The following is a 20,153-nucleotide window of genomic DNA, read 5'->3' as shown; positions in this document are numbered from 1 at the left end:
GGTGGGGGAGCCCTTTGCGTCGACCTAGAGTCGCAAGTCCGGTTCTGTCACCGGCCATTCACTGATCCAGTCTTCTGCGATGTCACCAGAACAGGGTGTGGAGTATGCGGATGAGCGGGCACGGAAGCCCTGTTTCTCACCTAGAGCGTGCCCGATTCGAGTCGCTGCCCCCGAGCGAGCAAGTACGCCACCTGCTCGACCTGGTGTGCACTGTCGCCGCGCAGGTCCTCCAGGACGCTGCGGGGCCGGCCGGCCCGGAGCGGACTGAGCCGTTCTCCGCGGACCGGGCGCTGCGCGAACAGGGCCTGGACTCTCTCGCCCTGGTCGCGCTGCAGCAGCGGCTGAGCGCCGCCACCGGCCTCGCCCTGCCGCCCACTGTCGGCTTCGACCACGTCACCCCGGCCGCCCTCGCCGACCACCTGCGCACCGAACTGCTCGGACTTGACGCTCCGGCCGATCACGGCACCATGCCCGTCGCCCGCCGGGCCGATGCCGACGAGCCCATCGCCGTCGTCGGCATCGGCTGCCGCTATCCCGGCGGCGTCCGCTCACCGCAGCAGCTGTGGCGGCTGGTCGCCGACGGCCGGCACGTCGTCGACCCTTTCCCCACCGACCGGGGCTGGGACCTCGAAGGGCTCTACGACCCGGACCCGCAGACCCCTGCCAGCACTTACGTACGGCACGGCGGATTCCTCGCCGACGCCGGTGACTTCGACGCCGACTTCTTCGGTATCTCACCGCGCGAAGCGCTGGCCATGGACCCCCAGCAGCGCCTCGTTCTGGAGACGGTGTGGGAGGCGCTGGAGCGCACGGGTGTCATCCCCGACCGCCTGCACGGCAGCCGCACCGGCGTGTTCATCGGCGCCGAGCCGCAGGAGTACGGCCCCAGGCTGCATGAGGCGCCCGACGGACTCGACGGCTATCTGCTGACCGGCAACGCCCCCAGTGTCATTTCCGGCCGCGTCGCCTACACCCTCGGCCTGGAGGGCCCGACGCTCACCGTCGACACCGCCTGCTCGTCCTCCCTGGTCGCCCTGCACCTGGCCGTGCGCTCGCTGAGCGCCGGCGAGTCCGACCTCGCCCTGGCCGGCGGCGTCGCCATCATGGGCGGCCCCGGCACGTTCAGCGCCTTCAGCCGCCAGCGCGGCCTGGCTCCCGACGGAGTCTGCAAGCCGTTCGCGGCCGCCGCCGACGGCACCGGCTTCGCCGAGGGCGTCGGCATCCTCGTCCTCGAAAGGCTCCGCGACGCCCGCCGCAACGGCCATCGGGTCCTCGCCGTCGTCAAGGGCACGGCCGTCAACCAGGACGGCGCCAGCAACGGCATCACCGCGCCGAGCGGCCGCGCCCAACAGCAGGTGGTGCGCGCCGCCCTCGCCGACGCGGGTCTGGGCGCCGGTGATGTCGACCTGGTCGAGGCGCACGGCACCGGCACCACGCTGGGTGACCCGATCGAGGCGAGCGCCCTCATCGCCGTGTACGGACAGGGCCGCGACGCCGAACGGCCTTTGCGTCTGGGCTCGGTGAAGTCGAACATCGGCCACACCCAGGCCGCCGCGGGCGTGGCCGGCGTGATCAAGGCGATCATGGCGATACGGGCCGGGGTCATGCCCCGCACCCTGCACGTGGACCAGCCCACGCCCAACGTCGACTGGTCGGCGGGCACCGTCCGGCTGCTCACCGAAGAGATGCCGTGGCCCGACGCGTCCGGCTCCCGCCGGGCCGGTGTCTCCTCGTTCGGCATCAGCGGCACCAACGCCCACGTCATCCTGGAGGAGGCGCCTCGGGAAGACCCGACGGCCACCCAAATCCCCGAGGGACCCGCCGCGGACGAGACGCCCGGGCCTGTGGCGGCCCTGGCGTTCTCCGCCCGCAGCGAGGACGCCCTGCGCGCCCAGGCCCACCGCCTCGCGGACCTGCTGCACGCACGGACCGACGTCTCTCCCGCCGCGCTCGGCCGGGCCCTGGCCACTACCCGGGCCGTGCACCGGCACCGCGCCGTCGTCGTCCTGGAGAACCGCGACGACCTGCTGCGTGCCCTGACCGCCGTCGCCGACGACACCCCCGACCGGACGGTCACCCGAGGGACGGCCGGGCCCGGCCTGCTCGCCTTCCTCTTCACGGGCCAGGGCAGCCAGTTCCCGGCCATGGCCCAGGAGCTTTACGACACCTACCCCGTGTTCGGGCGGGCCCTGGACGCCGCCATCGGCCATCTCGACCTGCAGCTCGAACGCTCCCTGTGGCACGTGATGTTCGCGCCCGAGGGCTCCGCCGACGCCGCGCTGCTCGACCGCACGGAGTACGCACAGTGCGCGTTGTTCGCCCTCGAGGTCGCCCTGTTCCGGCTGGTGGAGTCGTGGGGCCTGCGCCCCGACTTCCTGGCCGGGCACTCCCTGGGCGAGCTGAGCGCCGCGCACGCCGCCGGTGTCCTGTCCCTGGCGGACGCGGCCATCCTCGTCGCCGCGCGCGGACGCCTTATGCAGGCCCTGCCCGCCGACGGCGCCATGGTCGCCCTGCAGGCCACGGAGGACGAGGCACGTGAGCTGCTCGGCGAGCGGGTGAGCATCGCCGCGGTCAACGGTCCCGACGCCGTCGTCGTCTCCGGCGACCACACCGAAGTGGCGTGCGTCCAGGCCCACTTCGAGAACCTGGGACGCCGCACGAAGCGGCTGCGAGTCTCGCACGCCTTCCACTCCCCGCTCATGGAGCCCATGCTCGTCGAGTTCCGCCGGGTGGCCGGCGTCGTCGACTACCGGCCGCCCACGATCCCCGTCGTCTCCCACGTGACTGGCCGTATCGCCACCGCCGATGAACTCTGCTCCCCCGAGTACTGGGTCCGCCACGTCCGCGAGAGCGTACGCTTCGCCGACGGGACGCGTGCCCTGCGCGACGCCGGTGTCACCACGTTCCTCGAACTCGGCCCGGACGCCGTGCTGTCGGCGATGGCCCGCGCCGCCGTCGCCGACGAGAACGGCGGCGACGACCTCGCCTTCCTCGCCGCGCAGCGGCGCGGAAAAGACGCCGTCCACGAACTGCTGTCGGCTCTCGCCCAGGCACACGTACGGGGCGCTGCGGTCGACTTCGCCGCCCTGTACCCCATAAGCCCGCACCACGTCGACCTGCCCACCTACCCCTTCCAGGGCCGCCGCTTCTGGCTCGCTGCCCCCGCCCCGGCGGGTGACGCCACCGCGCACGGGCAGCTCGCACTCGACCACCCGCTGCTCGCCGCGGCCGTCCCGCTGGCCGGCGACGGCGGCACCGTGCTCACGGGCCGCCTGTCCGTCCCCGCCCAGCCCTGGCTGGCCGACCACCGCATCGCCGCCGCGACCCTGCTGCCCGGTACCGCCTTCGTCGAACTCGCCGTGCAGGCCGCGGACCAGGTCGGCTGCGAGCAGATCGACGAAATGAACCTGCTGGCTCCGCTCGTCCTCGACCGGACGGGCGCCGTGCTGCTCCAAGTCGTCGTCTCCGCACCCGACGCCACCGGCCGCCGTGACCTGACGTTCTACTCCCGCCCCGAGTCGGCCCCGGACGACGCGCCCTGGACCCGGCATGCCACCGCCGTCGCCGGTCCCGACGCGGCCGTCGCCCCGGCCCCGCTGCCCGGCCACGGCCAGTGGCCGCCGGCCGGGGCTCGGCCCGTCGACCTCACTGGCCTGTACGAGCGGATGGCCGGTCAGGGCTACGAGTACGGCCCCGCCTTCCGCGGACTGCGTGCCGTGTGGCGCGCGGGTGACGCGGCCTACGCCGAGGTGGAGCTGCCCGCCGACGTGGCCGCCGACGCGGCCGCGTTCACCCTCCACCCCGCGCTCCTCGACGCGGTACTGCACTCCACCGACCTCGCCGTCGACCAGCCCGCCGTCGCCGCCACCCGGGTACCGTTCAGCTGGACCGGAGTATCCCTGTACGCGCGCGGGGCGTCTTCCGTACGCGTACGGATCCTGCCCGACGGCCCCGACGCCGCCGCGCTGCACCTGTACGACGGCACCGGTGCGCCCGTCGCCCGCGTCGACGCGGTCGTCTCGCGTCCGCTGGACGAGGACGCGCTGCGCTCCGGCCGCGTGCACACCGAACTGCCGATGCGCCTCGACTGGTACGAGGTGGGGCCGACCGGCCAGCGCGACGACCGCCGCCCGCCCGCCGTCGTCGCCCCCGTCATGACACCCACGCGAGCGGCCGACCTGCCCGAAGCGGTGCGCGCCGTCCTCGGCCAGGTCCTCGACCAGCTGCGCGAACGCCTCGCCGACGACGACACCGAGTCCCCGATCCTCGTCCTGACCCGTGGCGCCGCGGCCACGTCCACGGCGGACATCGTGGACCTGGCCCAGGCCCCGGTGTCCGGACTGGTCCGCGCCGCGCAGTCCGAGCATCCCGGCCGGATCGTGCTGGCGGACCTGGACGCCGGCGCCCGCCACGACGACCCGGCCCTGCTGGCCTCCCTGGCTGCCGCGGGCGAACCCGAACTCGCCGTCAGGGACGGTCGCCTGCTCGCCCCCCGGCTGGTTCCCGAGGTCCCCGGGGAGAGCGGGGGGCCGCTGTGGGGTGGTGAGGGGTCGGTGCTGGTGACGGGTGGTACGGGTGGTCTGGGTTCGTTGGTGGCGCGGCATCTGGTGGTGGTGCACGGGGTGCGGCGTCTGGTTCTGGTGGGTCGGCGGGGTGGGGATGCGCCGGGTGTGGCGGAGCTGGTTGGTGAGTTGCAGGGTCTGGGGGCCGAGGTCTCGGTCGTGGCGGCCGATGTGTCGGATCGTGGGCAGGTGGCGCGGGTGCTGGCCGGTGTGCCGGCCGAGTATCCGTTGACGGCTGTGGTGCACGCCGCCGGAGTCGTCGACGACGGCCTGGTCACGTCCCTGACGGCTGACCGCTTCGACACTGTGCTGCGGCCCAAGGCGGACGCCGCCTGGCACCTGCACGAGCTCACCCGCGACCTGGACCTGAAGGCCTTCGTCCTCTTCTCCTCCTCCGCCGGATACCTCGACGGCGCAGGGCAGGGCAACTACGCGGCGGCGAACGTCTTCCTCGACGCCCTCGCCCACCACCGCAGATCCCAGGGCCTCACCGCCACCTCGCTCGCCTGGGGACTGTGGACCGGCGATCGGGGCATGGGCGCCCGTCTCGACCGGGCCGCCCTGCGGCGCATCACCCGGCTCGGCCTCGAACCCCTCGGGCCCGACGACAACCTCGCCCTCCTCGACGCGGCCCTGACGAGCGACCACCCCACGCACGTGCCCGTCCGTGTCGACCGGCAGACCCTGGCCGCCCGCCCCGACGGGGTGCCCCCGCTGCTGTCCCGCCTCGTGCGCACACCGGCACGACCCCTCGCCGCCACCGCGCAGAGCGTCCCCGTTGCCGACGCCCTCGCCCACAGCCTCGCCGGGCTCTCCGCCACCGAACGTACCGAGGCACTCCTCGACCTGGTCCGCCGTCAGGCGGCCGCCGTGCTCGGGCACGACAGCGCCGCCGACGTGGCCGCGACCCGCGCCTTCGGAGAGACCGGGTTCGACTCCCTGGCCGCCGTGGAGCTGCGCAACCAGCTCAAGGCAGCCACCGGTCTTCGGCTCCCCGCCACCCTGATCTTCGACCACCCCAACCCGAAGGCGCTCGCGGAGCACCTCGCCGCCCGGCTCACCGACGACGGCACCACGGCCACCCGCCGGCCCACCCGGCCCGCCGCCCCCGCCCGCGACGACGAGCCGATCGCCGTCATCGCCATGAGCTGCCGCTTTCCCGGCGGCGTCAGCACGCCCGAGGAACTCTGGCAGCTGGTCGCCCAGGGGCGCGACGCCGTCACCCCCTGGCCCACCGACCGCGGCTGGGACCAGAGCCTTTACGACCCCGAGCCGGGCGTCTCCGGCAAGAGTTCCAGCAACAAGGGCGGATTCCTGCACGACGCCGCCGACTTCGACCCCGAGCCGTTCGGCGTCAGCCCGCGCGAGGCCCTGGCCATGGACCCGCAGCAGCGCCTTCTCCTCGAGATCACCTGGGAGGTGTTCGAGCGCGCCGGCATCGACCCCCGTTCTGTACGCGGTACCGACACCAGCGTTTTCGCCGGCGTCATGTACCACGACTGGGCCACCCGCATGACGGAGATACCGGAGGAGGTGGCCGGGTATCTCGGCAACGGCAGTCTCGCCAGCGTTCTCTCCGGCAGGCTCTCCTACGTCTTCGGCCTCGAAGGCGCCGCGGTGTCCGTCGACACGGCGTGCTCGTCGTCGCTGGTCGCCCTGCACTGGGCGATCCAGGCGCTGCGCGGCTCCGAGTGCTCGCTCGCCCTCGCGGGCGGCGTCAGCGTGATGTCGACCCCGGACACGTTCCTCGACATGAGCCGCCAGCGGGGCCTGGCGACGGACGGCCGCTGCAAGTCGTTCGCCGAGGCCGCCGACGGCACCGGCTGGGGCGAAGGTGCGGGCATGCTGCTCCTGGAGCGCCTTTCGGACGCTCGCCGCAACGGCCACCGGGTGCTCGCCCTCATCAAGGGATCCGCGATCAACCAGGACGGTGCGAGCAACGGCCTGACCGCACCCAACGGCCCATCCCAGGAACGCGTCATCGAACAGGCCCTGGCAGCCGCCGATATGACGCCCGATCAGGTCGACGTGGTGGAGGCGCACGGCACGGGCACCACCCTCGGCGACCCGATCGAGGCTCAGGCCCTCCTCAACACGTACGGCAGGACGCGCCCGGAGAGCGGCACCCCGTTGTTCCTCGGGTCCATCAAGTCGAACATCGGTCACACCCAGGCCGCCGCGGGCGTCGCCGGAATCATCAAGATGGTCATGGCGATGCGCGAAAGCACCCTGCCCCGGACCCTGCACGTCGACGAGCCCACCTCCAAGGTCGACTGGTCCGACGGAGCGGTGGAACTGCTCACCCACACCCGGGAATGGCCCGCCGACCCGGACCGGCCGCGCCGTGCCGGTGTCTCCGCCTTCGGGATCAGCGGCACCAACGCCCACGTCATCATCGAGGAGGCCGGCGAAGAGCAGCGACCCAAGCCCCCCCACACCTCCGTGCCGGTGCTGCCGTGGCGGATCTCGGGCAAGACTCCGCAGACGGTGGTCGCACAGGCACAGCGTCTGCGCTCCTACCTCGACACCGTCCCCGACGACGAACTCGCCATCATCGCAAGGGCCTTGGTGACCTCACGCGCATCCCTTGACCACAGCGCCGTGGCCCTCGGCGCCGACCGGGCGGAGCTGGGCCGCGCCCTGGAGGCGATCGCGGCGGGAGACGGGATCACGGAGGCGGTCACGGGGAAACAGGCGTTCTTGTTTGCGGGGCAGGGTGCGCAGCGGGTTGGTATGGGGCGGGAGCTTTATGAGGCGTTTCCGGTGTTCGCGGGGGCTTTCGATGCGGTGCTGGGTGTCATCGATGTGCCGTTGCGGGAGGTGATGTGGGGTGCGGATGAGCTTGTTCTGAGTCGTACGGAGTTTGCGCAGCCGGCGTTGTTCGCGATCGAGGTCGCTCTGTACCGGTTGTTTGAGTCGTGGGGTGTCAGGCCGGATTATCTGGCGGGGCATTCGGTCGGTGAGTTCGCGGCGGCGCATGTGGCGGGTGTTCTGTCACTTGTCGATGCGGCGCGGTTGGTTGTGGCGCGGGGCCGGTTGATGCAGGTGTTGGACGAGGGCGGGGCGATGGTCGCCGTGCAGGCGGCGGAGGATGAGGTGCGTTCGCTGCTGGTTGGTGTCGGCGGTGTCGGTATCGCGGCGGTGAACGGTCCGACGGCGGTGGTTGTTTCGGGTGTCGAGGCGGAAGTCTTGCGGGTCCAGGCGTACTTCGAGGGTTTGGGGCGTAAGGCGAGCCGGTTGAGGGTGTCGCATGCGTTTCATTCGCCGTTGATGGAGCCGATGCTCGATGATTTCCGGGCGGTGGCGCGGGAGGTGGAGTTCGGTGAGCCTGTCATCCCGATTGTCTCGACGCTGACCGGTGCTGAGGTGGGTGGGGCCGAGTTGGCGGATCCGGAGTACTGGGTGCGGCATGTCCGCGAAACGGTCCGGTTCGCCGACGCCGTGCGGGAGTTGGCGGCGAGGGGTGTTACCACGTTCCTGGAGATCGGCCCGGACGCCGTCCTGTCCGCGATGGCACAGCAGTCCGCCGAGGACGCTGAGTTCGTGCCGGTGCTGCGCCGCAACCGGCCCGAGACACGTGAAGTCACCTCGGCGCTCAGGCAGTTGGACGCACTGGGCGCCTCGGTCGACTGGGCGGGCTACTTCGGCAGCTCCGCCGCCGTCGTGCTCGACACCGACCTGCCGACCTATGCCTTTCAGCGCAGCCGTTTCTGGCTGGACGCCACCGGCCCGGCAGCGGGCGATGTCGGTGCCGCTGGTCTGACCCCGGTGGACCATCCGGTACTCGGCGCTCTGGTCGGCGCACCCGAATCCGACGGGGGAGTCGTCCTGACGGGACGGCTGTCGGCCGACGGTTCCTGGGTGGCCGACCATGTGGTGCTGGGCAGCGTGCTGCTACCGGGCACGGCCTTCGTGGAGTTGGCCGTGCGGGCGGGCGACGAGGTTGGGTGCGGCCGACTGGAGGAGCTGACGCTCGAGGCGCCACTCGTGGTGCCGGAACGCGCCGCGGTCCAGATACAGGTCGTGGTGGGCGGCCCGGACGCGGCCGATGCCCGATCGGTGAGTGTTCACTCGCGGGCCGAGGGCGACTCCGGTTCCTGGGTGCGGCACGCCTCGGGTTCGGTGACGCCGAGTACCGCACCGGCCGCCGGGTTCGATCTGGAACAGTGGCCGCCAACTGGTGCCGAGCCGCTGGACGTGGCAGGTGCGTACGAGGCGCTCGCGGGTCGTGGATACGGCTACGGGCCGGCGTTTCGCGGGCTGAAGGCGGCCTGGCGGCGCGGCGACGAGGTCTTCGCCGAGGTGGCCCTCGAGCCGCGGGCGCGGGAGGAGGCTGCCCGCTTCGGGCTGCACCCCGCTCTCCTCGACGCCGCCATGCACGTCGACCTGCTCGGCGCCGACGGCGCGGCGGACGGCGACACGCTGCTTCCGTTTGTCTGGAACGGGGTCACGCTGTACACCGCAGGGGCCACCGAACTACGCGTCCGCATCAGCCGGTTGAGGGGCGACGAACGGTCCGCGATGTGGGTGGCCGACACCACCGGGCAGCCCGTCGCCGCCATCGAGGAACTGGTCTCGCGCCCCGTCACTTCCGAGCAGCTCACCGCGGCCGGAGGCCGCCGCGACGCGGCCGTGTTTCGCACGTCGTGGACGCGGATGCCGCTCCCGGACGCCGCCGGATCCGTCGTGCGACTGCCGGGACTTCCCGAACTCGGCGACGACGTACCGGAGTTCGCTGATCTCGCCGCGCTCGGCGCCTGGGTCGACCAGGGCGCACAGGTGCCCGACGCGGTGCTCGTGCCGCTGCGCACGCTCGCCGAAGAGGACGTCCTGTCTGGTGCGCGCGCCCAGTTCGCCCGCGCCCTGGCGATGGCGCGGGCATGGCTGGCGGACGAGCGGTTCGCCCGCGCCCGGCTCGTCATCGTCACCCGGCACGGTGTCGCGGCCCGCCTCGGAGACACCCTCGACCTGGCGCAGGCCCCAGTGTGGGGTCTGGTGCGGGCCGCCGAGGCTGAGAACCCGGGCCGCTTCGCGCTCCTCGACACCGACGGACAGGACGAGTCCCTCGCCGTCCTGGCCGCGGCCGCTGCCGTGCCCGAGCCGGAACTCGCCGTCCACGGCGGCTCCTTGGCCGTACCCCGGCTGGTTCCCGAGGTCCCCGGGGAGAGCGGGGGGCCGCTGTGGGGTGGTGAGGGGTCGGTGCTGGTGACGGGTGGTACGGGTGGTCTGGGTTCGTTGGTGGCGCGGCATCTGGTGGTGGTGCACGGGGTGCGGCGTCTGGTTCTGGTGGGTCGGCGGGGTGGGGATGCGCCGGGTGTGGCGGAGCTGGTTGGTGAGTTGCAGGGTCTGGGGGCCGAGGTCTCGGTCGTGGCGGCCGATGTGTCGGATCGTGGGCAGGTGGCGCGGGTGCTGGCCGGTGTGCCGGCCGAGTATCCGTTGACGGCTGTGGTGCACGCCGCCGGAGTCGTCGACGACGGCCTGGTCACGTCCCTGACGGCTGACCGCTTCGACACTGTGCTGCGGCCCAAGGCGGACGCCGCCTGGCACCTGCACGAGCTCACCCGCGACCTGGACCTGAAGGCCTTCGTCCTGCTCTCGTCGGCGGGCGGCACCGTACTCGCCGCAGGGCAGGGCAGCTACGCGGCGGCGAACGTCTTCCTCGACGCCCTCGCCCACCACCGCGCGTCCGCCGGACTGCCGGCCACTGCGCTGGCGTTCGGTATGTGGGACGTCGACACGGGCATGGGCGCCGTCACCGACGCCGACCGGGAGCGGATGCGCCGACTCGGCCTGCCCGCCCTCGCCGCCGACGATGCCCTCGCCCTGTTCGACGCGGCCCTCGTCACCGGTGCCCATCAGCTCAGCCCGCTCCGCATCGACCGCGCCGCACTGAACGCCAGGACCGACGCGCTGCCCGCGCTGCTGCGCGGCCTCGTCCGCGGCGCCGGGCGCCGCGCGGCCCGCACCGGCAGCGACGGCACAGGTGACACGTACGCCGCCCGCCTCGCCCGACTGGGGGAGGCCGAACGCGACCGTGCCGTCTTGGTGCTGGTCCGCACCAGGGTCGCCGCCGTCCTCGGACACAGCGGTGTCGACGCGGTCAGCCCCGACAAGGCGTTCCGTGAGCTGGGCTTCGACTCCCTCGCCGCCGTCGAGCTGCGCAACGCCCTGAGCGATGCCACCGGTCTGCGGCTGCCCGCCACGCTCGTCTTCGACCACCCCAACTGCCGTGCCGTCGCCGCCCTCATCAAGGACAGAGCCGGGGTCGCGGCTGACCCGCGCCCGGCACTCGGCCGGACCGTGCCTGAGGCGGCTCCCGGCACCGACGACGACCCCGTCGTCATCGTCGGCATCAGTTGTCGTTTCCCTGGCGGCGTACGGGACAGCGACGACCTGTGGCGCCTGCTCCGTGAGGAGCGCACCGCCGTCACCCCGTTCCCGCAGGACCGCGGCTGGGACCCGGAACGCCTCTACGACCCCAACCCCGGCACCCCCGGACGCACCTACACCGTCGAGGGCGGATTCCTGCACGACGCGGGCGAGTTCGACCCGGAGTTCTTCGGCATCATGCCGCGCGAGGCGCTCGCGATGGACCCGCAGCAGCGGCTGCTCCTCCAAGCCGCGTGGGAGGTCCTTGAACGGACCGGCGCCGACCCCACCACGATGCGCGGCACCCGCACCGGCGTGTACGTCGGGTCGATGTACCACGAGTACGGCACCCAGGCCGGGCCGATACCCGACGACCTGGCCGGCTACGTCGGCAACGGCAGCGCCGGCAGCATCGCCTCGGGGCGCATCGCCTACACGCTCGGACTCGAGGGCCCCGCGATCACCGTCGACACGGCCTGCTCCTCGTCGCTGGTCGCCCTGCACATGGCGTGCCAGGCGCTGCGCCACGGCGAGATCGACATGGCGCTCGCGGGCGGCGTCACCGTGATGCCCACCCCGGACATCTTCGTGGACTTCAGCCGGCAGCGCGGCCTGGCGCCCGACGCACGCTGCAAGTCGTTCGCCGCCGCGGCCGACGGCACCGGATGGTCCGAGGGCATCGGACTGCTCGCCGTGGAGCGCCTCTCCGACGCGCGGGCCAAGGGCCACCGGGTGCTCGCCGTCATCAGGGGCTCGGCCATCAACCAGGACGGTGCGAGCAACGGCCTGACCGCGCCCAACGGCCCCTCCCAAGAACGCGTCATCGAAGAGGCGCTGCGCGCCGCCGGGCTCGGCCCAGCCGACATCGACCTGATCGAGGGGCACGGCACGGGGACCCGGCTCGGCGACCCGATCGAGGCGCAGGCGCTGCTTGCGACGTACGGACAGGACCGGCCCGCAGACCGGCCGGTGTGGCTCGGCTCGATCAAGTCCAACATCGGGCACGCGCAGGCCGCGGCAGGCGTCAGCGGCGTGATCAAGGCGGTCATGTCCCTGCACCACGCCTATCTGCCCAGGACCCTGCACGTCGACGAGCCGTCGCCGCACGTGGACTGGTCGGCCGGTGCGGTGCGGCTGCTCACCGAGGGCAGGCCCTGGCCCGAGCGCACGGGACCGCGCCGGGCGGCCGTCTCCTCCTTCGGCCTGAGCGGCACCAACGCCCACGTCATCCTGGAGCAGGCCCCGACGCCGCAGGCCGCCCCGGACGAGGGAGCGGGCGGCACCGTTCCGCCTGTACTCCCGCTCCTGCTCACTGCCAAGAACGCGCAGAGCCTGCCCGCCCAGGCGGAGCGACTGCGCGCCCACCTGGAGGCCGACCCCGAACTGCGCCTGATCGACGTCGCCGCCTCCCTGATGACCTCACGCGCGGCGCTCGACCACCGGGTCGCCCTGACCGCCGCGGACCGCGACGAGGTGCTGCGCGCCCTGCTGGCCATGGCACAGGGCGGCCCGTGGCCCGGCAGCACCACCGCCCGGGACCGCTCCGACGGCCTGATGGCGTTCCTGTTCACCGGGCAGGGCGCGCAGCGGACGGGCATGGGCCGGGAACTGTACGAGGCGTTCCCGGTCTTCGCGGAGGCATTCGACGCCGTCCTCGCCGAACTGGATCTGCCGCTGCGCGAGGTGATGTGGGGTTCGGGCGAACTGGACCTGAACCGGACCGAGTTCGCGCAGCCCGCCCTGTTCGCCGTGGGGGTGGCGCTGTACCGCCTCGTGGAGTCGTGGGGGATCGGACCGGACTGGCTGGCCGGGCACTCGATCGGGGAGATCGCGGCCGCCCACGTGGCCGGCGTGCTGTCCCTGGCGGACGCGGCGCGGCTGGTCGTCGCACGGGGCCGGCTGATGCAGGCGTTGCCGGAGGGCGGGGCGATGGTCGCCGTGCAGGCCACCGAGGAGGAGATACGTCCGCTGCTGACCGGCGGGGTCGGTGTCGCCGCGGTCAACGGCCCCACCGCGGTGGTCGTCTCCGGCGCCGAGGCCGAAGTCCTGCGCATCAAGGACCGGTTCGCCGCACTGGGCCGCAGGACGACCCGTCTGAAGGTCTCGCACGCCTTCCACTCGCCGCTGATGGAGCCGATGCTGGACGCCTTCCGTGCGGTCGCGCAGGACCTGTCGTACGGCGAGCCGTCGATCCCGGTCGTCTCCGCCCTGACGGGAGCCCCGGTCACCGGACAGGAGCTGGCCGACCCGGAGTACTGGGTCCGCCACGTCCGCGAAGGCGTCCGCTTCGCCGACGCCGTGCGGGCCCTGGAGTCCGCGGGGGTCGGCACGTTCGTAGAGCTGGGCCCGGACGCGGTGCTGACCGCGATGGGGCAGCAGTCCGCCCCGGACGCGGAGTTCGTGCCCACCCTGCGACGCGGTCGGCCCGAGGCCCGCGAGATCACGGCCGCGCTGGCCCGGCTGCAGGCACTCGGCGCGCGGCCCGACCCGGCCGCCGTGTATCCGGGGGCGCGGCGGGTCGACCTGCCGCCGTACACCTTCGACAAGCGCCACTTCTGGCTCACACCGCAGGAGCCCGCGGACACCGACGCGGCCGGACTCGGTCTCGCCGACGCCGGACACCCTCTGCTCGGCGCGGTCCTGTCGCTGCCGGACGGCGGCGCGGTACTGACCGGTCGGCTGGCGGCAGCGGGCTCGTGGCTCGCCGACCATGTGGTACGCGGCAGGAGGCTGCTGCCGGGCACCGCGTTCGTGGAACTCGCGCTCCGGGCCGGCGGCGAGGCCGACTGCGGCCGGCTGGACGAGCTGACGATGGAGACGCCGCTGGAGCTGCCCGCGCGCGGCGGCGTCCAGCTCCAGGTGGTCCTGGGCGGCCCCGACGCCTCCGGAACGCGTCCGGTGACCATCCACTCCCGCGAGGAGGGCTCCTGCGGGGTGTGGGTGCGGCACGCGTCCGGTTCCGTGCGGCCGGACAAGGCCGCGGCGGAGTTCGATCTGGCGCAGTGGCCGCCGCCCGGCGCCGAACCGCTGGAGGCGGCGGGCGCCTACGCGGAACTCGCCGCCCGAGGCTACGGCTACGGACCGGCCTTCCAGGGTTTGAAGGCGGCCTGGCGCCGCGGTGCGGACGTGTTCGCCGAGGTGGCCCTTGCGCCGTCCGAGCACGCCGACGCCGCCCGGTTCGGGCTGCACCCGGCACTGCTCGACGCGGCCAGCCACGTCGACCTGCTGGACGGCTCCGCCGACACGGTGATGCCGTTCGTCTGGAGCGGCATCACCCTGCACACCGCCGGTGCCACCGCCCTCCGCGTCCACCTGCGCCGACTTGGCGGCGACGACGTCACCCGGCTGCACCTCGCCGACGCCGCCGGGCAGCCGGTCGCCACCGTCGAGAAGCTGATCTCCCGGCCCGCCGCCCCGCAGGCCCTAGCGGCGCCGGCCGAGGACACCGAGGCCTCGGTGTTCCGGTTCACCTGGCCTCAGGGCCCCGCGCTCACCCCGGACGGCGTGACATTGCCGCCGTTCGACGCGGTGCGCGACACCACCGCGGCGCCCGTCCCGCCGTACGTCCTGCTCACCGTCGAGACCGGCTCCGGCCCTGCGGGCGAAGGCAGCCGCAAGGTCACCCTGGAGGTGCTCGCTGCGGTCCAACAGTGGCTCGCCGAACCGCGGTTCGCCGACTCCACGCTGGTGATCGCCACCCGCGGCGCGGTCGTGGTCCTCGAAGGCGAGGACCCGGATGTCACACAGGCACCGGTGTGGGGCCTGGTCCGCGCCGCCCAGGCGGAGAACCCCGGCCGGTTCGTACTCCTGGACACCGACGGCACCGAGGCCACGGCGCGGGTCGTCGCCGCCGCGGCCGCCGCCGGGGAGAGCGAACTCGCCCTGCGAGCGGGCCGATCGCACGTCCAGCGGCTGGCCGCGCCACAGCCGGGCCACGCCGTCCCGCTGCCGTGGGACGCCACAGGGACCGTGCTGATCACCGGCGGCACCGGCGGTCTGAGCGCACTGGTCGCCCGGCATCTGGTGACCGAACACGGCGTACGGCACCTGGTGCTGGCCAGCCGCCGAGGTCCGACGGCACCTGGCGCCGCGGCACTGCGTGACGAACTGGCCGCGCTGGGCACCCAGGTCACCGTCACCGCCTGCGACGTGGCTGACCGCGGCGCGCTCGCCGACGTCCTTGCCGCCGTGCCCGCCGCGCACCCGCTCACCGCTGTCGTGCACGCCGCAGGCGTCGTCGACGACGGCCTCGTCACCTCGCTGACCGCCGATCGCGTCGCCGCCGTTCTGCGGCCGAAGACCGACGCGGCCTGGCATCTGCACGAACTCACCCGGGACCTGGACCTGAAGGCCTTCGTGCTGTTCTCCTCCACCACCGGGTACTTCGACAACGGCGGCCAGGCCTCCTACGCCGCGGGCAATGTGTTCCTCGACGCGCTCGCCCGGCACCGTCGGGCCCAGGGACTGCCCGCCACCGCGCTGACCTGGCACCTGTGGGCCGGTGACGGCATGGCCGCCGCACTCGGCGACGCCGTCGTCGAACGACAGCGCCGGCTCGGCATCCCGGCGATGGACCCTCGCGACGGCCTCGCCCTGTTCGACCTGGCCCTCACCGTCGACGAGGCGCTGCTCGCCCCCCTCGGGCTCGACCGCGGCACCCTGCGGACCGCCGAACCGCCCGCCCTGCTGCGCGACATCACGAGCATCGCCCCGCGCCCCGCGGGCGGCCCGGCCCGGCCCGCCCCGCAGGCCGGGCAGGCGCCACAGGCGGAGCCGAAGCCGGGCCTGGCCGAGACCCTGGCCGGCCTCGACGAGACGGAGCGGCTGCGCACCGTACTGGATCTCGTACGCGTCCATGTCGCACTGGTCCGGCACGACGAGCCTGCCGCGATCGACGTCCGACGGGGCTTCACCGAACTGGGCCTCGACTCGCTGGCTGCCATCGAACTGCGCAACGGCCTCGCCGAGGCCAGCGGCATCCGGCTGCCCGCCACGTTGATGTTCGACTACCCCAACTCCGAGGCCCTGGCGCGTTTCCTGCTGGAGGAACTGGCGCCGCCCAGCCCCGGTCCGGCGGCCCGGGTGCCGGACCGGGGCGGACCCGCGCCGGACGACGACAGGCCCGACGCGGGAGCCCTCAAGGACATGGCGGTGGAGGACCTGGTCCGGGCGGCTCTGGGAGCCGCCGACTCCAATGGCGACGAAGGCTGAGGCGGACACGATGGAAGTCGACCAGATAGTGGCGGCGCTGCGCGCCTCCATGATCGACAACGAAGAGCTGCGCAGACAGAGGGACGAATTCGAACAGGCGGCCGTCGAACCGCTTGCCGTCATCGGCATGGCCTGCCGCTTCGCGGGTGGTGTGGAGTGCCCCGAGGACCTGTGGCAGATGCTCCTCGACGGTCGTGACGGTGTCACCGACTTCCCCACCGACCGGGGCTGGGACGTGGAGGCGCTCTACGACCCCGAGGGCGGGCCCAAGACGTCCGTCACCCGCCAGGGCTCCTTTCTGCACGACGCCGCCGACTTCGACGCCGACCTGTTTGGCATCTCGCCGCGCGAGGCCGAGGAGATGGATCCGCAGCAGCGCCTGCTCCTCGAGACGGCGTGGGAGACCCTGGAGAACGCCCGGATCGACCCGCTGTCGGTGCACGGAAGCGACACCGGGGTCTTCGCCGGGCTCATGTACCACGAGTACGAGGGCGCCAGCACCGGCGGCAGCCTGGTGAGCGGGCGGATTGCCTTCACGCTCGGGCTCGAGGGGCCGGCGGTCACCGTCGACACGGCCTGCTCCTCCTCCCTTGTCGCCGTCCACCTGGCCGCTCGCTCCCTGCGCCAGCGTGAATGCGCTCTCGCGCTGGCCGGCGGGGTCACGGTGATGGCCGCCCCCGAGACGTTCCAGTACTTTACCCAGCAGAAGGGCCTCTCCAGGGACGGCCGCTGCCGGTCCTACGCGGCGGCCGCCGAGGGCACCGGCTGGGGCGAGGGCACCGCGATGCTGCTCCTCGAGCGTCTCTCGGACGCCCGCCGCAACGGGCGGCGCATCCACGCCGTCATCCGCTCCGCGGCGCTCAACCAGGACGGCGCCTCCAGCGGCATCACCGCCCCCAACGGGCCCGCGCAGCAGCGCGTCATCCGCAAGGCGCTCGAACAGGCCGGACTCGGCCACCAGGACGTGGATGCGGTCGACGGACACGGCACGGCCACCAGGCTCGGCGACCCGATCGAAGTGCAGGCGCTGCTCGCGACGTACGGACAGGACCGGCCTGCGGACCGCCCGCTGTGGCTCGGCTCGGTCAAGTCGAACCTCGGGCACACCCAGGGCGCGGCCGGCGCCGCGTCGCTGATCAAGATGATCCTGGCCCTGCGCGAGGGCGTGCTGCCCAGGACCCTGCACGTCGACGAGCCGACCCCGCACGTCGACTGGGAGGCCGGCGCCGTGCGACTGCTGACCGAACAACGCCCCTGGCCGGACACCGGTCGGCCGCGCCGCGCGGGTGTCTCCTCCTTCGGCATCAGCGGCACCAACGCCCATGTGATCCTCGAGCAGGCGCCGGCCCCGGCGGCCGCATGACCGCCCCGGCCGGAATCGGCTTCCACGAACCCCGTGTCGACTCCGCGCAGTTCCGCCAGGTACTGGGGCGGTTCTGCAGCGGCGTCACCATCATCACCGGCGTCGCCGACGGCGGCGCACCCGCCGGGCTCACGTGCCAGTCCTTCTTCTCGCTCTCGCTCGACCCGCCGCTGGTGGCCTTCTCGGTCTCCCGCACCTCCGGGACCTGGCCGCGGATCGCGCCCTCGAAGGCGTTCTGCGTCAACGTCCTCAGCACCGCACAGCAGCAACTGTCCCGATCGTTCGCTGCGCGCGGGACCGACAAGTTCGCGGGGCAGGAATGGACCCCGGCGCCGGTCACCGGATCACCCGCGCTGCCCGGCTCGCTCGCCTGGATCGACTGCGTCGTGGAGGCGGTGCATCCCGGCGGCGACCACTGGCTGGTGATCGGCCGGGTCCGGCATCTCGCGGCGTGCGACTACGAGGCCGACCCCCTGTTGTTCTACCGCGCCGCCTTCCGCAGGCCGGCCGTGGTCTGACCCATCCAATTCCCAGGAGACGACATGCGATTCGGACTGATATACCACCACCAGCTTCCGCGCCCCTGGCAGCAGGACAGCGAGGAGCGGATGTTCAACGAGGCCCTGGACCAGATCGAACTGGCCGACCGGCTCGGCCTGGACTACGCCTGGGCCACCGAGCACCACTTCCTGGAGGAGTACTCGCACTCCGGTGCCCCCGAGGTGTTCCTCGGGGCGGCCGCCGCCCGCACCCGCAGCATCCGCCTCGCCCACGGCATCGTCCAGCTCCCGTCGGCAGTGAATCACCCGGTGCGGGTCGCCGAGCGCCTCGCGACGCTCGACCTGATCTCCGGCGGCCGCGTCGACTTCGGTTCTGGCGCGGGCAGTTCGCAGCTGGAGCTCGCCGCCTTCGGCGTGGACCGGGCGACCAAGAAGGACGAGTGGGCCGAGTCGCTCGAGGTCGTCACCCGGCTGCTGTCCGAGGAGCCGTTCGCCGGGCACAAGGGCCGGTTCACCGAGGTGCCGCCGCGCAACCTGCTGCCCAAGCCGAAGCAGACCCCGCACCCGCCGCTGTGGCTCGCGTGCTCCGCCCGCACCACCATCGAGGACGCCGCCCGCGCGGGCCTGGGCGCGCTCTCCTTCTCCTTCGTCTCTCCCGAGGAGGCCAAGGGCTGGGTCGATACCTATTACGACACCCTCCAGTCCGAGCAGTGCCTGCCGATCGGACGTGCCGTCAACCCCAACTTCTCCGTCGTGCTGCCCTTCATGTGCCACCAGGACGAGGAGACGGCCCTGGACCGCGGCCTCGAGGGCGCCCACTTCTTCTCGTACGCGCTGATGCACTACTACATCTCCGGCGAGCACAAGCCGGGCCGCACCAGCGTGTGGGAAGAGTTCCAGAAGAACCGCGCGAGCGTCGGTCTCGTCCGCGAACCCGTGGCGCCCGCAGGGGATGACGCCGAGCAGTCCGAGGACGTCAAGAACATGCTGGAGCAGATCACCTCGCTGCGCCGGGGAATCGGCACACCCGAGCAGATCACCGACATGATCCGCCGTTACGAGGCCGCCGGCGTCGACCAGATCATCTTCTCCGTGCAGATCGGCAAGAACCGGCACGAGCACATCATGGAGTCGCTCGAGCTCTTCGGTGCCGAGGTGCTCCCGGAGTTCGCGCCGCACCGAGACGCCGTCGACGAGGCCCGGCGCGAGCGGCTCGCCCCCGCTGTCGAGGCCGCCCTCGCACGCCGCAAGCAGCACACCGAGGACGTCGCGGACTATGTCATCGCACCGGAGCTGAGGGCCTGACATGACCGCGGACACGACCGTGGGGACCAGCGACTGGATCCGGCGTTTCCACCCCGGCCCCCAGGGCGCCCCCACCCTGGTGTGCCTGCCGCATGCCGGCGGTTCGGCATCATACTTCTTCCCGGTGTCGCGGCGGTTGTCGTCCATGGCCGACGTCCTGGCGGTCCAGTACCCGGGCCGCCAGGACCGTCGCCACGAGCCGTGCGTCGACTCCGTCGCCACACTCGCCGACGCGCTGGCCGGGGAGCTGCTGCCCCTGCGCGGGCGGCCGCTCGTCCTGTTCGGGCACAGCCTCGGAGCCACCGTGGCTTTCGAGGTCGCGCGACGCCTGGAGGCCGAAGATGCCCCGCCACGGGCCCTGTTCGCCTCCGGTCGCCGGGCCCCCTCGACCGTGCGCGACGAGCGCGTGCACCTGAAGGACGACGACGCGCTGATCGCCGACATCGCCCGCCTCGACGGCACCGACACCCAAGTGCTCGGCGACGAGGAGATCATGCGCATGATCCTTCCGGCGATCCGCGCCGACTACCGGGCGGCGGAGACCTACCGCTACCTGCCGGGCCCCGCACTCACCTGCCCGGTCACGGTCCTGACCGGTGACGCGGATCCGCACGTCACCGCGGAGGAGGCGCACGCCTGGCGGCGGCACACCAGCGGAGCGTTCGAGCTGAAGGTCTTCCCCGGCGGGCATTTCTTCCTCAACTCCCATGCCCCGGCGGTGATGTCGCTCATCGAGACCGCACTGCGCGCGAGATAGGGGGGCGGCCACGCCGTTTAGGGGGTCGAACGCGTGGCCGCGCCATTCCTTTCCTGGCTTCAATCGGAAGACCGCCTGTGCTGAAG

4 protein-coding genes and 1 pseudogene are annotated in these 20,153 nt (G+C 72.8%); all 5 read left to right on the top strand.

The annotated features are described in order from the left end of the window. Positions 1-110 precede the first annotated feature (110 nt). The 5 genes and pseudogenes from OG485_RS01150 (at position 111) to OG485_RS01130 (ending at position 20,067) form a co-directional block, all read left to right on the top strand. Positions 111-16,142 (top strand): type I polyketide synthase, encoded by a 16,032-nt coding sequence (locus OG485_RS01150; protein ID WP_328674186.1) that lies wholly within the window; start codon positions 111-113, stop codon positions 16,140-16,142. Next, positions 16,126-17,496 (top strand): annotated as a pseudogene (locus tag OG485_RS43860) (type I polyketide synthase); the annotation flags it as partial. The gene OG485_RS01150 and the pseudogene OG485_RS43860, both read left to right, overlap by 17 nt. A gap of 5 nt (positions 17,497-17,501) precedes the next feature. After that, entirely contained in the window at positions 17,502-18,023 is a 522-nt protein-coding gene (locus tag OG485_RS01140; protein WP_328663535.1) for a flavin reductase family protein, read from the top strand. 24 nt (positions 18,024-18,047) lie between these two features. Next, entirely contained in the window at positions 18,048-19,310 is a 1,263-nt protein-coding gene (locus OG485_RS01135; RefSeq protein ID WP_328663533.1) for an LLM class flavin-dependent oxidoreductase, read from the top strand. Between the two features lies 1 nt (position 19,311). Then, entirely contained in the window at positions 19,312-20,067 is a 756-nt protein-coding gene (locus tag OG485_RS01130) for a thioesterase II family protein (protein ID WP_328663530.1), read from the top strand. The last annotated feature ends 86 nt before the right edge of the window (positions 20,068-20,153 follow it).

Source organism: Streptomyces sp. NBC_00328 (assembly GCF_036139655.1).
Classification (GTDB): domain Bacteria; phylum Actinomycetota; class Actinomycetes; order Streptomycetales; family Streptomycetaceae; genus Streptomyces.
Note: the sequence above shows the minus strand (reverse complement) of the source record. Positions and strands in the feature narration are given on the sequence as shown.